A 15,373-nucleotide genomic window follows, 5' to 3' on the forward strand; every position below is an offset into this window, starting at 1 on the left:
TTGCAGGTCAAGACCGTCAATCACATCGGAGACGGTTCTTACAGGATGGTTCTCTTCTATCAGCTCCTCTAAACTTGGAGGAAGTAGAAAATTTTGCTTGGGATTGTAATCTTTAAAGATTACTTTTGATTTATTATACACACCGCAAGTTAACAAACTTGCAGAATATAGGGAGCCCTCGGGCTCCCTTATTTGTTTAAAAAATTAGAGCTGCCTCACTTTTGAGACAGCCCCTTTTTTTTATGCCTTAAAAATTCTCCGGGTCGGGTTCTGTAGGTGCCGATGCCCTCGGTTTATGGAAGTCGATCTTTTTGCGGCGCAGCTCAAAGTTCTGCCCCAGGTATACCTTTCGCACCATCTCATCCTGCACCAGTTCATCGGGTACGCCGGCCTTCAGGATACCACCTTCAAACATCAGGTAGGTCTTGTCGGTAATGGCAAGGGTTTCCTGTACGTTGTGGTCGGTAATGAGGATGCCGATATTCTTGTCCTTCAGTTGCGCTACAATGCGCTGAATGTCTTCTACCGCCACGGGATCAACCCCGGCAAACGGCTCATCCAGCAGGATGAACTTAGGGTCGGTTGCCAGCGCGCGTGCTATCTCGGTACGCCTCCTTTCACCACCCGACAGCAGGTCGCCGCGGTTGGTGCGTATGTGGTTCAGCGCAAATTCTTCTATCAGCGATTCCATCTTGGCCTCCTGCTCATCCTTCGTCAGCTTGGTCAGCTGCAGTACGCTCATGATGTTGTCCTCAATGCTCAGTTTGCGGAATACCGATGCCTCCTGCGCCAGGTAGCCGATGCCGTGCTGGGCGCGCTTGTACATCGGGAAATCGGTAATTTCCTGCTTGTCGAGGTATATCTTGCCGGCATTGGGCTTTACAAGCCCCACGATCATGTAGAATGACGTGGTCTTGCCCGCGCCGTTCGGGCCCAGCAGCCCAACGATCTCGCCCTGGTTCACTTCTACCGAAATGCCCTTAACCACGCTGCGGCCTTTATAGGTTTTTATTAAATTTTCTGCTCTTAGCTTCATGTTGTTCCCGTTTACAGTTAAACAGCCGTTTCCGGATTTTGTTGTTCCAAAGCCTCCCAAAATTCGTAGGCGCGTCGCAGGTGCGGTATCACAATGGTGCCGCCCACAAGCGTCGCTATGCCCAGCGCTTCCATTACCTGCTCTTTGGTAAGCCCTTCTTTGTACGACGTCTCCAGGTGGTATTTGATGCAGTCGTCGCAGCGCAGTACCGCCGAGGCTACAAGGCCCAGCAGTTCTTTCGTCTTCACGTCGAGCGCGCCCTCCATGTAGGCATTCGTGTCGAGGTTAAAGATACGCTTTATGATCTTGTTGTTATCCGCCAGCAGCTTGTCGTTCATCTTTTGGCGGTAGTCGTTAAATTCCTGTACCGGGTTAGCCATTTGCAAGTTCTTTTTCTTTGTTCTTATTAATGCGTGCCGCTATGAATATGCTCAGCTCAAACAGTATGGCCAAAGGAATGGTGACAATCATCTGGCTCACTACATCGGGCGGTGTTACCACGGCAGCAAGTATGAGTATGATAACGTAGGCATATCTCCTGTATTTCCTCAGGAACTGGGCAGTAACCAGTCCTAATTTCGCAAGGAAATAGATGATTATGGGCAATTCGAACACAATCCCGCACGAGAGTACCGTAGTCTTGATGAGGCTCAGGTAGGAGGCGAGGTCAATGTCGTTTTTCACCACGTCGCTTATGGTATAGTTGGCAAGGAAATTGATCGATAGCGGCATGATAAGGTAGTAGCCGAAAAGCACCCCCAAAAAGAAGAGCAGTGAAGTAGAAAGAATGAACGACACCGCATATTTCTTTTCCTTATCATAGAGCGCGGGGCTGATGAACTTCCATATAAGGTAAAGTATGTAGGGGAATACCAGTATAAGCCCGGCAGTTACCGATATCCAGATGTCGGTGGTAAACTGCCCGTCCATGGTGCGGCTCTGGATCTCGAAAGGTATCTCGGTTACGCAAAAGCTCTTGTCCAGGTCGTACTTATTCGCCAGGTCGCAGAAAAATTGGTAGGTAACGAAGTCCGACTTCTTTGGGGCAAAGATGATGTTGTCGAATATGAACCGGCTGAAGGCAAACGCCACCGATGCCCCTATGATGATGGCGATGCAGCTCCGGACCAACAGCCAGCGGAGCTCTTCCAAATGGTCGAGGAAGGACATTTCGCCGCCTTCATTTTTATTTTTTGCCATTTATACAATCCCTTCCTTTAAAATGTCATGCAGGTGCAATATCCCTTTGTACTCGCCTTCATCGGCCACTACAAGCTGGGTGATGGAGTAGTTTTCCATCATGTTCAGCGCGTCCACGGCCATGTCGGTCGATTTTATCGTTTTTGGCGATTTGGTCATGATGTCGGCCGCCGTAACGCCTGCGATATTGTCCCTGTCGGCAAGCATGCGCCTGATGTCGCCATCGGTAATGATGCCTGTTATTTTGTTATTGTCTATTACGGCTGTAACGCCCAGCCTTTTTTCCGATATTTCCACTATGGCCTTCTTGATGCTGCAATCCGGCGAAACCTGCGGCATGTGCGTGCCGTCGAGCATGTCGCCCACGCGCAGCAGCAGCTTTTTGCCCAGTGCGCCACCCGGGTGGTACCTGGCAAAATCTTCGCTTTTGAACCCGCGCATTTCAATGAGGCATACCGTAAGCGCGTCGCCCAGCGCGAGCTGTGCGGTTGTGCTGTTGGTAGGGGCCAGGTTGTTTGGGTCGGCCTCCGTTGCTACATACGCATTAAGTACAAGGTCGGATCCCTTTCCCAAAAAAGATTCTTTGTTGGCCGTCATCCCGATAAGGGTGTTGCCAAAGCGCTTCAGCAAGGGGACAAGCACTTTTATCTCGGGGCTGTTGCCGCTTTTGGAGATGCAAATCACCACATCGCCGGGCTGCACCATGCCAAGGTCGCCATGGATGGCTTCGGCAGCGTGCAGGAAAAGGGAGGGTGTGCCGGTAGAGTTGAGCGAGGCAACGATTTTGGCGGCGATGATGGCGCTTTTGCCGATGCCTGTCACTACTACGCGTGCTTTGGTATTATAAATGATTTCAACAGCTTTTGCAAAATCATCGTCAAGGTAATTCACCAGGTTTGCAATGCTCTCGCTTTCAGAAAGGAGGGTTTTTTTGGCAGATGCCAATATCTCGACTTTATTTATCAAACGGATGAAATGTTTAAAAAGTTGGAAATATTAAAGATTTTTGTATCTTTAGGTTGTGCAAATTTATGTAAATTACAATTAATAAATGATGAAATTGGCCGAAATTGACTTACATAAAGAGTTAAAAAAGTATTTTGGTTTTAACACTTTTAAAGGCCTTCAGGAAGATGTTGTAAAGAGCATTATCCACGGCAATAATACATTTGTGATCATGCCTACGGGAGGAGGAAAATCACTGTGTTACCAACTGCCTGCGCTGGTGCTCGACGGAACCGCAATCGTGGTGTCGCCGCTCATCGCGCTGATGAAAAACCAGGTGGATGCCATCCGTAGCCTGTCGTCAGAAACGGGCGTTGCCCACGTGCTCAACTCATCCCTGACCAAAACAGAGATCAACCAGGTAAAGAAGGATATCACTTCGGGCCTCACCAAACTTTTATACGTTGCCCCCGAGTCGCTCACCAAGGAAGAATATGTTACATTCCTTAAAGGGGTGCCGCTGTCCTTTGTGGCGATTGACGAGGCGCACTGCATCTCGGAGTGGGGCCACGACTTCCGCCCGGAATACCGCAACCTCAAGAACATCATACAGCAGCTGGCCGATGTGCCGGTCATAGGGCTTACGGCAACCGCAACGCCCAAGGTACAGGAGGACATCCTGAAAAACCTCGACATGACCGATGCCAATACATTCAAGGCATCGTTCAACAGGCCCAACCTCTATTACGAGGTGCGCCCCAAGACCAAGAATGTCGAATCGGACATCATACGCTTTATCCGCCTGCACAAAGGCAAATCGGGCGTTATCTACTGCCTGAGCCGCAAAAAGGTAGAGGAGATAGCGCAGGTACTGCAGGTGAACGGCATAAGCGCCGTGCCCTACCATGCAGGCCTCGACGCCAAGACCCGCGCCAAACACCAGGACATGTTCCTGATGGAAGATGTGGATGTGGTGGTGGCTACCATCGCCTTCGGTATGGGTATCGACAAGCCGGATGTACGCTTTGTGATCCACCATGACATCCCGAAATCACTCGAAAGCTACTACCAGGAAACCGGGCGTGCCGGCCGCGACGGCGGCGAAGGGCATTGCCTGGCGTATTATTCTTATAAAGATATCGAAAAGCTCGAAAAATTCATGTCGGGCAAGCCGGTGGCCGAGCAGGAGATAGGCTTTGCGCTGCTGCAGGAAGTGGTGGCCTATGCCGAAACCTCCATGTCGCGCCGAAAGTTCCTGCTGCATTACTTCGGTGAGGAGTTTGACGAAGAGACAGGCGAGGGCGCCGATATGGACGACAACGTACGCAACCCCAAGAAGAAAGTGGAAGCCAAAGACAATGTGGTCACGCTGCTCGAGGTGGTAAGGGATACCAAGCAATTATACAAATCCAAAGAGATCATATTCACGCTTACCGGCAAGATCAATGCCGTGATAAAAGCCCACCGTACTGATGCCCAGAGCTTTTTTGGCACAGGTAAGGACCTCGACGAAAAATACTGGATGGCGCTTATCAGGCAGGTGCTTGTTGAGGGTTATCTGTCAAAGGATATCGAGACCTACGGTGTATTGAAGCTGACCCCAAAAGGCGAGGGTTTCATAAAGAACCCGGTTTCGTTCCTGATGAGCGAAGACCATGATTTTAATGAAACGGATGAGGAAGCTACGGTAACAGCCTCAAAATCGTCCGGTACGGCCGACGAAGCGCTGATGGCCATGCTGCGCGACCTGCGGAAGAAGGTAGCTAAAAAGCTGGGCGTGCCACCGTTTGTGGTGTTCCAGGACCCTTCATTGGAGGACATGGCGCTCAAATACCCCATTTCGCTCGAGGAGCTTGGCAACGTGCATGGCGTAGGGGAGGGCAAGGCCAAAAAATACGGCAGGGACTTCGTAGAGCTGATTGCGAGGTATGTAGAGGATAACGACATCGTAAGGCCGGACGACCTGGTAGTGAAATCTACCGGGGCCAATTCAGGGCTGAAATTATACATCATACAGAATATTGACCGCAAGCTGTCGCTTAACGATATTGCAAAGGCAAAAGGCCTCGACATGGATGCTTTATTGAAGGAAATGGAGCAGATCGTATATTCAGGCACCAAGCTGAACATTACCTACTGGATCGATGAGATACTCGATGAGGACCAGCAGGAGGAGATACAGGACTACTACATGGAAAGCGAGTCTGACAGCATCAAGGATGCCCTAAAAGAATTTGACGGTGATTATGACACCGAGGAGCTGCGCCTGATGCGGATAAAGTTTATCAGTGAGGTGGCGAATTAGGTTTTTAGTTGTCGGTTGATGGTTGTCGGAAGCTTCACTCATCCAGACCGATAGATATATAAAAATGAGCCTGATAGAAGGTATTCTGTCGGGCTTATTTATTGTTGTTCATTTATTAAGAGTATCCGACAACTGACAACCGACAACCAATAACCATCAACCAAATAATTCCCCCCTGTGCGGCCTGAGCGCATCCCTCACGGGTACCATGTACTCATCGGTAACCACCATCCAGGCGATGGCGTGCATTTCGCTCAGGATGTCGAACCCGGTGATATTGATTGGCAATTTTTCGATGGCGATGTATTCCTTAAGGTGCTTCTCATGGTGCTCCGCTGTTTTGGCAGATGCCTCCCCCCGGAAATCCCATATCAGTTTTATTTTTCGGGACATAGTCTAAAGTTTCAAAGTCTAAAAGTGGAAAGTTGTCAAAGTTACAAAGTAATATTTACTGAGACACCTGAAATGCGCTTGTTCCATTTCGACCGGAGGGAGAAATCTCAATTTTGCATTTAGTCTCCCGGGATTTCTCTCTCCGTGCCTCCGTTCGAAATGGAATACCGGTAACTATGGCTTATTAAAAAACATTCCTTATTTTTGAATCAAACCATTTTTCAAAATGAAAATTTTTTCTGTAATACTCCTCCTCACAACCACCCTCGCATTTTCCCAGCAGCTCACCCAAAAGCAAGCCAACGACCTGGCAGCCCTCCCCATGAAATGCCTCCAGCAGGAGTACCCCAACAAGCTCAGCCAGCTGTTGGCCGACTCCACCGAGATTGCCGGCCCCAAAAAGCTGCACCCTGCGTTTTACGGATGCTTCGACTGGCATTCTTCGGTGCACGGTCACTGGAGCCTGGTGTATTTGCTGAAGAAATTCCCAAACCTCAATAACCGTCAGGAGATCATTAATAAGTTGAAGGTGAACCTGTCGAAACAGAATGTACTGACAGAAGTAGCCTACCTCAATAAAAAACACGAGAAATCCTATGAGCGTACCTACGGCTGGGCATGGTTATTAAAACTCCAGCAGGAACTGGATACGTACAACGAACCTTTCGCCAAAGAACTCGCTGCCAACCTGCAGCCTTTAACCACGCTGCTGGCTGAACGCTACATCGAATTCCTCCCCAAGCTCAATTATGCCCTTCGCAACGGCACACATACCAATACCGCTTTTGGATTGAATCTTGCCTTGGATTATGCCGTGCACGCAAAGAACATAGCGTTACAGAACAGTATCCGCGAAAATGCCTTGCGCCTCTTTAAGAACGATATGGGCTGTCCGTTCAGTTGGGAGCCCAGCGGCACCGACTTCCTGTCGCCCTGCATGGAGGAAATAGGCACCATGCAGCGCATCATGCCTGAAGAGGATTTTTTAAAGTGGCTCAGGGATTTCTCGCCACAGCTTTTCGACAAAAATTTTGCATGGGAGCCGGGCAAAGTGTCCGACCGTACTGATGGCCACCTCATACACCTGGACGGCCTTAACTTCAGCCGGGCGTGGAATTTTTATGCTCTCGCAAAGCAATACCCTAAGCAATTAGGCCACCTGAAGGTATTGGCTGATAAGCACCTTGTGTATTCCCTACCGTCGATAACCGATGGCAATTATGAGGGGGAACACTGGCTGGCGTCGTTTGCGTTGTATGCGTTTGAACAAAAGTTATAATTATGAAAAATAAATTACTTCTTGTTTTATCGCTTCTTATGGTGGTGTCTTGTAAGTCTTTATCAGATGAAGAGGATATGGCCAACAAAGTTTTTCTGTATCATTTGAGTGTTATTGAAAGTTTCGTCAATATCGGCTACATTGATGAAGCTTCAGCATTGGCAAGATCGTATGAGTTTTTAGAAGGAATGACAGGAATAAAAGGAGATGTTGAAGAGCAAAAGGAACTGTTCTATATCCCCTCAAAGGAGAACCTGAGAGACTGGAAAAAATGGCTTAGAAACAATAGGCAAAAAATTTACTGGGATGCCGGTGAGCAGAAAGTAAAAATAAAAGCATAAAGCCTTTGTGCATCTTCGTGTCTCCTTTGCGAACCTTCGCGGTACAACTTCTCCGCCCAATAGAAAATAAACAATAAAAAATAAATAATTACTTTTGCGGCATGCCAAAAGAACTCCAGATACAGGTCGCACCCGAAGTAGCCGCACAGCAACACCTGCTTACCGCGCACATTGCAAATCTTATGCACGTTAATGCCGGTGAGATACGCCATGTCGCCATCATCAAACGCTCCATCGACGCGCGCCAGAAGGCCGTAAAGGTCAACCTGAAGGTGGCGGTTTATCATGATGAAGAGTACACCGAAACCAAACTGCAGCTGCCGGAGTATAAGGATGTATCCAATGTACCCGAAGTCATCATCATTGGTGCCGGGCCTGCGGGATTGTTCGCCGCATTACAGCTGATCGAGCTTGGGTTAAAGCCCATTGTCCTCGAGCGTGGCAAGGACGTGCAGGAGCGCCGCCGCGACCTCAAGGCTATTAACCGCGACCACATTGTAGACGGCGATTCCAACTACTGCTATGGCGAGGGTGGGGCAGGCACCTATTCCGACGGCAAGCTGTACACCCGTTCCAAAAAGCGCGGCGATGTCGACAGGATCTTACGCCTGTTCGTGGCATTTGGCGCATCGGAGGAGATATTGGTGGAGGCCCATCCGCACATCGGTACCAACAAGCTGCCCAAGATCATCAAGGCCATGCGCGAAAAGATCATCGAGTTTGGCGGACAGGTGCTCTTCAATACCCGCGTGACCGACATTCTCGTAAAAAGCAGTTCAGTGGAAGGCGTGGTGACCCAAAACGGTGACACCATCAATGCCAAAAAGATCATACTGGCTACCGGTCATTCAGCGCGCGATATTTTTGAACTGCTCGACCGCAAAAAGATATTCATCGAGGCCAAGCCGTTTGCCCTGGGCGTTCGTGCCGAGCATCCGCAAAGCCTCATCGACAGCATACAATACAGCTGCGACTTCAATTCCGGCAGGGGAGAGTTCCTTCCGCCCGCGCCCTACGCCATCGTAAAGCAGGTAGGCGGCAGGGGGATGTATTCGTTCTGCATGTGCCCCGGCGGCGTAATAGCGCCATGTGCCACCAGCCCCGGCGAGGTGGTAACCAATGGCTGGTCGCCCTCCAAGCGTGACCAGGAAACGGCAAACTCAGGCATTGTGGTCGAACTCAGGCTGGAGGATTTCAAGCCGTATGCCAAATTCGGCGCACTGGCGGGAATGGAATTCCAAAAAGCCATTGAGCAGCAGGCATGGCGCGTGGCAGGGGAGACCCAGCGCGTTCCGGCCCAGCGGATGATCGACTTCACACAATCGAAAGTATCGGCCGACATACCGAAAACTTCCTATGTGCCGGGAACCACATCGGTCGAATTAGGCCAGGTGTTCCCCGGCTTCTTAACTCAGACTTTGAGAGAGGGTTTTAAAGAGTTTGGCAAGTCGATGCGGGGCTACCTCACCAACGAGGCCATCCTCCATGCACCCGAATCACGCACCTCATCGCCCGTACGCATTCCCCGCGACCCGGAAACGCTGGAACATGTGCAGATAAAAGGCCTATATCCGTGCGGTGAAGGGGCCGGTTATGCAGGGGGTATCATCTCCGCAGCCATTGACGGGGAGAAATGCGCGTTGAAGTGCGCGGAATAAACGTTTAGAATACAATTTTACCGTCTTCAGGATTTAACCACATAGGTACATAGCCTTTAGACATGGATTTAGGCCAATTTAGTGGCACAAAGGCTGAAGCTTCGCTTCGCTATGTGTGATTATGTAGCCTTAGCTTCAATAATAACTATGAACCCTATGTATCTATGTGGTTAATTATATTAGGTGGATTATTTAAAAAGTAAGCTAATTCTTATATTTTCAAAATTTATCCAGATGGCAAGTCTGTCAAATTCCTTACCTTTACACCCTAAAATTTTACGACCATGACCATAGAACAGCAATTGCAGGAACGCAGCGGCAATGTGTGCGAACTGAGCGGTGCGACAGGCAATCTTTCAGTATATGAAGTGCAGCCTGCCCGTAACCTCGGTGCCGACGGTTTCATTTACATCGACGCCAAATGCCTTGCCCAAATAGAAAAGAAAGAGGAGCCCGACAGCGCCTTTTGGCAAAACATACTGCCCACAAGCATGTGGAGCGAAGTGCCGGCCGTCCAGGTGGTATCATGGCGTATGCTGAACCGTTTCCGCGATGAGGGATGGGCAGCCGACGCGCTCGACATGATGTACCTTGACGATGAGTTGCTGGAATATGCCAAGGCCACCGGCGACCACACCCAGGATGCGGGCGTGCAGTTCCACAAGGACAGCAACGGCAACATACTGCAACAGGGCGATACTGTAACGTTGATCAAAGACCTTGATGTAAAAGGCTCAACGCTCAACGCGAAAGTGGGTACCGCGGTGCGCAACATCCGCTTGGTGCATGACAACCACGAGCAGATTGAAGGCAAGATAGACGGGCAGCTTATCGTGATCCTTACAAAGTACGTGAAGAAGCAATAATTTACAGTCACCTTTGTCATTTCGACGATAGGATAAATCTCAAAAGATTATGGAAATATGTTGAGATTTCTCCACTCCGCAAGCTCCGGTAGAAACCTAACGAAGTGGTTCAGCGAAGCTAAATGACAGAAACGTCTGTGTCATTTCGACGATAGGATAAATCTCAAAAGATTATGGAAATATGTTGAGATTTCTCCACTCCGCAAGCTCCGGTCGAAACCTAATGAAGTGGTTCAGCGAAGCTAAATCACAGAAACCGAAATCATTATTATAAAAGGGAAGCCCGATACATAACTGCATCGGGCTTTGTTATTTTTTGCATCTCGACTGCGCTCGATGTGACAACGGCGACCGACAAAATATGCGTGTACGATTGTCAGTTCGAGCGCAGTCGGGAACATTTTCAAATCACATAATCAACGCGTGTAAATCCGCGTTCCCAGTTTCTGAAAACTGCGACTGCGCCTGAAAACTTATTTCAATTCAAACTCACTTTCCTGGACGTTATCAGAACTTGTCCCAACAAACACCTTAAACGTTCCCGGTTCTACCAGGTAATCGCCATTGTTGTTGAAGAAGCCCAGTTCCTTTTCACTCAGCGTGAAGGTTACGGTTTTGGTTTCCCCTTTTTTGAGAGATACCAGCTCAAAGCCTTTCAGTTCCTTTACCGGGCGCGACAGGCTGGCGGCAATATCCCTGATGTACAGCTGCACTACCTCTTTACCATCGTAGTTCCCGGTGTTGGTTACCTCTACCGATACTTTTACAGCCTCGCCCTTCGCATAGGTTTTCTTGTCAAGCTTCACGGTTCCGTACTTAAATGTCGTGTAGCTTAACCCATGCCCGAAAGCGAATTGCGGTGTTTTCTCCACATCCATGTAGTGCGACCAGAACACGTTGTTATCGGCATCTACAGGCCTGCCCGTGCTGTGCTGGTTGTAGTATATCGGCACCTGGCCTACATTGCGCGGAAAGCTCATCGGCAGCTTGCCGCTCGGGTTGTAGTCGCCATACAGCACCTGTGCCACGGCGTTGCCCGTTTGCGTACCCAGCTGCCAAGCCTCAACGATGGTTGGGATATGGTCAGCAGCCCACGGCAATGCCAGCGGACGGCCATTGTTGAGCACCAGTACGATGTTAGGGTTCACTTTATATACTTCCTCTAAGAGTTCCTGCTGCAATCCGGGCAGGTCGAGGTTGGTGCGGCTGCGGCCTTCGCCACTCTGGAAGCCGTGCTCGCCCAGTACCATGATTACCACATCGGCATTCTTTGCGGCTGTTTTGGCGGCTTCAAAACCATTCCTGTCGGTAGTATTGTACTCCACTTCGGTCAGGAATGTCGGCTTGCCATTATAAACTACCGGCCCTTTTTCGTAGGTCAGTGTGTTGCCTTTGTACTGCTGCATCCCTTCCAGTACCGATACTGCCGTTTCATCCTGTGAGGCGATCCTCCAGCTTCCCAGCGGACTGGTCTTGTCGTTCGCCAGCTGGCCTATCAGCGCTATCTTCTGCCCGCTCTTCTTTAATGGAAGCAGGTTCTTTTCATTCTTCAATAGTACGATGGACTTCTTCGCCATATCCAGTACAGCATCGTTATTTGCTTTGCTGCCAATGGTTGCTTTTTCGCGTTTTTCGTCGCAATAGCGGTACGGGTCGTCAAACAGGCCAAGCTCATATTTTACGCGCAATATCCTGCGCACGGCATCGTCTACCAGTTTGATGTCGACTTTACCGTCGTTTACCAAACCAACCAGTTCCTTCACATACAGGTGCGACTCCATGTCCATGTCGGCGCCTGCGGTAACTGCCTTTAGCGAAGCCTCGGCACCGTCTTTGGCAAATCCGTGGGCAATCATCTCGCGGATGGAAGCCCAGTCGGTAATTACGAAGCCGTCAAAGCCCCATTTGCCTTTCAGGATGTCGCGCTGCAAAAAGCTGTTGCCCGTTGCCGGAACGCCGTTGAGGATGTTGAAGGCATTCATGAACGTACGTACGCCTGCATCCTTAGCCGCCCTGAAGGGAGGAAGCACCGTATTGTATAATGTGGCATTGCCAATGTCTACCGTGTTATAATCGCGCCCTGATTCGGCAAAGCCGTAGCCGGCAAAGTGCTTGGCACAGGCAGCGATGGTATTGGGCTGCGAAAGGTCGTCGCCCTGGAAGCCTTTTACCCTTGCATAAGCAACCATACTGCCCAGGAACGGGTCTTCGCCCGCGCCTTCCATCACACGGCCCCAGCGTGCATCACGGCTGATGTCGACCATGGGGCCGAACGTCCAGTTGATGCCCGATGCCGATGCTTCGCCTGCCGCCGTTTCGGCCGATTTGCATATCGCTTCCATGTCCCAGCTTGCGGCTTCCGCCAAAGGTATGGGGCTGAGTGTCTTGTATCCGTGTATTACGTCGAACCCGATGATGAGCGGGATGCCGAGGCGGGTTTCCTCCACAGCGATCTTCTGCACGGCTCGTACTTCCTTTACGCCCCGCACCGTGAGCATCGAGCCTACCCAGCCTTTGCGGAGGTGTTCGTACTTGAGTGCCGCGCTGCCTTCTTTTGGCGAAGGCCCGGTCACGTCCCAAAATCCGTTGTACTGGTTCATCTGGCCCACCTTTTCCTCAAGGGTCATTTTGGCCATTAGCGCGTCGATTTTCTTTTCGATGTCCTGTTTGTTGTCCATTTTCTTCTTGTCCTGCGCCTGCGTTGTGCCCATGGCAAAAAGCGCCAGCAGCAGTAGTGTTTGTGTTTGTTTCATGGTTTGTTTATTCGGTTGTAAAGGTCGATGCCGGCAGCCCCGCGCCATTAAACAGGTTGGCAAGTGCGGTGTTGTGCCAGGCATGGCGGGCCTTTACAGGTTTTTTTACGTTTTTGGATGTGAGTACCACGGTGTTGTTTACAATTTTGGCTTCGGCCTTGTACCACGTGCCGTCTTCCCCAGCTATTTCAAACTGTGTTGCTTTTTTATCCTTAAAATGCAGCCCTTCGCCATTGGCGAATGTGACAGTCAGCTTGTTTTTGTCGGCTTTCACGACAGACGGTAGCGGCCCGTTCACCACCCCCTTTTTGATGCCGTAGGTATTGTTTAGCGCGAGGTTGGCCAGCCTTGTGCCCACGTCTTTCTTGTTGCGCGGGTGGATGTCATCAACCGTGGCAATGTCGCTCACCACGACCATCCCGGTTTTCTCCACGGCATTCACAACGCGTCGCTGCGCATCGCGTATCACGGCCCCGAGGTCGGTGTTGCCCTCATAGTTATACGGCGCTATCTGCACAAAATAAAAAGGAAAATCGGCTTTCCATTCGCTTCGCCAGCCCTTTATCAGCCCGGCGAGGGTCTTGTCATATACATGCGAACCCACATTGCTTTCGCCCTGGTACCACAGCACTCCTGCCAGCCTGTAGCCCACAAACGGGTGTATCATGGCGTTGTATATGTGTCCCGGGTCACTTGGGCTCCAGTCAGCCTTATACAGGTCGGCGGCGGCTTTTTTCAGCACCGGGTCTTCATTGATGTATTGTGCAGGGATCCATGGCTCGGCAGGCGACCCGCCCCAGCTCGAGTTGATCATCCCTATGGGCACATCCTTCAGGTCTTCCTGCAAATGGCGCGCAAAGTAATAGCCCACGGCGCTAAAATGCCTCATGGTTTCGGGCGTGCATACCTCCCAGCTTCCGGGCATGTTCATCTGGGGTTGTTCAGAAGCCAGCTTGGGTGCGGTAAAAAAGCGGATGTTGGGGTAATTGGCTTTGGCGATCTCGGCCCCGGCATTGTCGATCTTCATGTTGGCCGACCATTCCATGTTCGACTGGCCGGAGCACAGCCACACTTCGCCCAGCATCACATTCTTCAGTGTAATATCATTATAGCCTTTAAAGTTGATGGTATATGGACCACCGGCTCCGGGAGTTTTCACAATGAGTTCCCAATAAGCCTCGCGGTTGGGCTTGAGCTTGTATTCGTTTTTGTCCCAGCCGGTGGTTATCACGATGTCTTCAAACGGACTGCCCCATCCCCACAGCTTTACATCGGCATTGCGCTGCAGTACCATGTTATCCGAAAAAAAGGAGGGGAGCGTTACATTCGCCTTTGCGGCAAATGATAAAAGCGTGAACGCAGCGAACAGGAATAATTTATTTCTTTTCATTCAGTAAAGTTTTTAAGAACGGCGCCAGCTGGCCTGCCATTTTTTTATGGTCGTCAATGTCCGGGTGGTAGCCGCATCCGTGCGGGGTTACGGCAGTAAAGGTAAAAATTTGTATCGGCTTGCGGGCTGTATCGGAGGCAAAGGCTTCCCTCACGCGGTTGAGGCATTTGATGAAAGTGTCGTTTTTCGCGCCGCTAACCATCTGGCTGTTGAGGAGTACTACCTGTGTGTTCGGCGCATGCTTATAGACCGTTTTCACGAAGGCAATGTAGTTGGCTACGTATTTGTCCTCATTGAAGGGGAGTCGTTCCTTTTTACCGTCACCTTCCGAAAAATCGTTGGTGCCCAGAGCGATGCAGGTAACATCGGGATTAAACCCGAAGCCGTACTTTTTCGAATTGTCCTTGTTGAGGTACAGGTTCTCGTATACGTCGGGCATGATGGCCTCTTTGTCGTGCTCGTCGTTCCAGTTGCGGTACATCCCGATGCCGGAAACCGAACTCAGCAGGAAGTCTGCATTAAGCTCGCGAGAGGCAATCGGGCCGTAGGCATAGTAGGCGTTGTGCTGGTCGTACCATTCGGCGGTGTCGCAGGGTATGGCGGCGTAGTCGTTGCCCATCCCGCAGGTGATGGAGTCGCCAATGAACTCAATTTTCTTCTTCGGCTGCACTTTGGGCTTTGCCATGGCAACATTGGTACCGAGGAACAGCACGTTGCCGTTGGCAGCTTCGGTGGCCTTGTATATAGCGACAGTATGCTCTTTATTGGTATCCAGCTTAAATGAAAGGGGAGTGGCTGCTGTTTTGATGGTGTAGCGGCCTTCATATTTGCCGTCAATTTCTACAACTGCGTAATTATGGTGTTCAAAAGTGTCTTCAGCTTTCAAATTGATAGTGCATCGGTCGCCTTTAAACGCAAAGGAAACAAATGATGCCGGGCTTATCAATATTACTGCATCGCCTTTCTTTTCTACCCTTCCCCCGGTGAGGTATTCCCCTTTAGATATTGCCTTTTGCTCCACATTGCATGACAGTAGTGATACGATGTAAAGGAGGAGTATTTTTTGCGTAAACATGTCGTTTTTTGGTTTAAATGTAAAGATAGCCAAATTATGGTAAAACGTTTTCATTGGTGAATACGATACTGTCAAAACCTGATAAGATTTTAAACCTGTAGGGTTGATTAACACACTTTTGTAATGTATGCC

Annotated in this window: 13 protein-coding genes; 5 read left to right on the top strand and 8 right to left on the bottom strand. The window is 50.1% G+C overall.

The window, feature by feature from the left end; genetic code table 11:
- Positions 1 to 247: 247 nt before the first annotated feature.
- From lptB to OGH69_RS00020, 4 genes are read right to left on the bottom strand one after another with little or no spacing between them, the layout of a single operon-like run.
- Entirely contained in the window at positions 248 to 1,036 is a 789-nt protein-coding gene (gene lptB / locus OGH69_RS00005) for an LPS export ABC transporter ATP-binding protein (RefSeq protein ID WP_265172378.1), read from the bottom strand.
- 17 nt (positions 1,037 to 1,053) lie between these two features.
- Positions 1,054 to 1,416 carry a carboxymuconolactone decarboxylase family protein gene (locus tag OGH69_RS00010; RefSeq protein WP_265172379.1) on the bottom strand — a complete coding sequence of 121 codons (363 nt, stop codon included), beginning with the start codon at positions 1,414 to 1,416 and terminating at the stop codon, positions 1,054 to 1,056.
- Positions 1,409 to 2,236: a twin-arginine translocase subunit TatC gene (gene tatC / locus OGH69_RS00015; protein WP_265172380.1), complete on the bottom strand. Its 828-nt coding sequence runs from the start codon at positions 2,234 to 2,236 to the stop codon at positions 1,409 to 1,411. Before tatC ends, OGH69_RS00010 begins: the two co-directional genes overlap by 8 nt.
- Entirely contained in the window at positions 2,237 to 3,202 is a 966-nt protein-coding gene (locus OGH69_RS00020; protein WP_265172381.1) for a KpsF/GutQ family sugar-phosphate isomerase, read from the bottom strand.
- A gap of 88 nt (positions 3,203 to 3,290) precedes the next feature.
- On the opposite strand from OGH69_RS00020, the gene recQ reads away from it, so the two are divergent.
- A complete protein-coding gene (recQ, locus tag OGH69_RS00025; protein ID WP_265172735.1) occupies positions 3,291 to 5,486 on the top strand; it encodes a DNA helicase RecQ in 2,196 nt (731 codons plus the stop codon).
- 156 nt (positions 5,487 to 5,642) lie between these two features.
- Here recQ and OGH69_RS00030 read toward each other — a convergent pair whose 3' ends face one another.
- Positions 5,643 to 5,879 (bottom strand): hypothetical protein, encoded by a 237-nt coding sequence (locus OGH69_RS00030; RefSeq protein WP_265172382.1) that lies wholly within the window; start codon positions 5,877 to 5,879, stop codon positions 5,643 to 5,645.
- 226 nt (positions 5,880 to 6,105) lie between these two features.
- Between OGH69_RS00030 and OGH69_RS00035 the strand changes: the two genes are divergently transcribed.
- The 4 genes from OGH69_RS00035 to OGH69_RS00050 all read left to right on the top strand — a co-directional run bounded on the left by OGH69_RS00035 (position 6,106) and on the right by OGH69_RS00050 (position 10,023).
- On the top strand, positions 6,106 to 7,158 hold the full coding sequence (locus tag OGH69_RS00035; RefSeq protein ID WP_265172383.1) for a DUF2891 domain-containing protein: 1,053 nt from the start codon (positions 6,106 to 6,108) through the stop codon (positions 7,156 to 7,158).
- 2 nt (positions 7,159 to 7,160) lie between these two features.
- Positions 7,161 to 7,499, top strand: a complete 339-nt coding sequence (locus OGH69_RS00040; RefSeq protein ID WP_265172384.1) for a hypothetical protein — start codon at positions 7,161 to 7,163, stop codon at positions 7,497 to 7,499.
- A gap of 101 nt (positions 7,500 to 7,600) precedes the next feature.
- Positions 7,601 to 9,157, top strand: a complete 1,557-nt coding sequence (locus OGH69_RS00045) for an NAD(P)/FAD-dependent oxidoreductase (RefSeq protein WP_265172385.1) — start codon at positions 7,601 to 7,603, stop codon at positions 9,155 to 9,157.
- Positions 9,158 to 9,441: 284 nt separating this feature from the next.
- Entirely contained in the window at positions 9,442 to 10,023 is a 582-nt protein-coding gene (locus OGH69_RS00050) for a PhnA domain-containing protein (protein WP_265172386.1), read from the top strand.
- Between the two features lie 473 nt (positions 10,024 to 10,496).
- On the opposite strand, the gene bglX is transcribed toward OGH69_RS00050, so the two are convergent.
- Genes bglX through OGH69_RS00065 form a run of 3 tightly spaced genes read right to left on the bottom strand, consistent with a single transcriptional unit; the run spans position 10,497 to position 15,241 of the window.
- The gene (bglX, locus tag OGH69_RS00055; protein ID WP_265172387.1) at positions 10,497 to 12,776 is read right to left on the bottom strand and encodes a beta-glucosidase BglX; all 2,280 of its coding nucleotides are present in this window, start codon (positions 12,774 to 12,776) and stop codon (positions 10,497 to 10,499) included.
- A gap of 7 nt (positions 12,777 to 12,783) precedes the next feature.
- Positions 12,784 to 14,166, bottom strand: a complete 1,383-nt coding sequence (locus OGH69_RS00060; protein ID WP_265172388.1) for a sialate O-acetylesterase — start codon at positions 14,164 to 14,166, stop codon at positions 12,784 to 12,786.
- Complete coding sequence (locus tag OGH69_RS00065) at positions 14,153 to 15,241, bottom strand: SGNH/GDSL hydrolase family protein (protein WP_265172389.1); 1,089 nt, start codon at positions 15,239 to 15,241, stop codon at positions 14,153 to 14,155. The genes OGH69_RS00060 and OGH69_RS00065 overlap by 14 nt, the downstream gene beginning before the upstream one ends.
- Positions 15,242 to 15,373 lie beyond the last annotated feature (132 nt).

Origin of the sequence: Flavobacterium sp. MFBS3-15 (genome assembly GCF_026107645.2) — a bacterium.
Taxonomy (GTDB): Bacteria; Bacteroidota; Bacteroidia; order Flavobacteriales; family Flavobacteriaceae; genus Flavobacterium.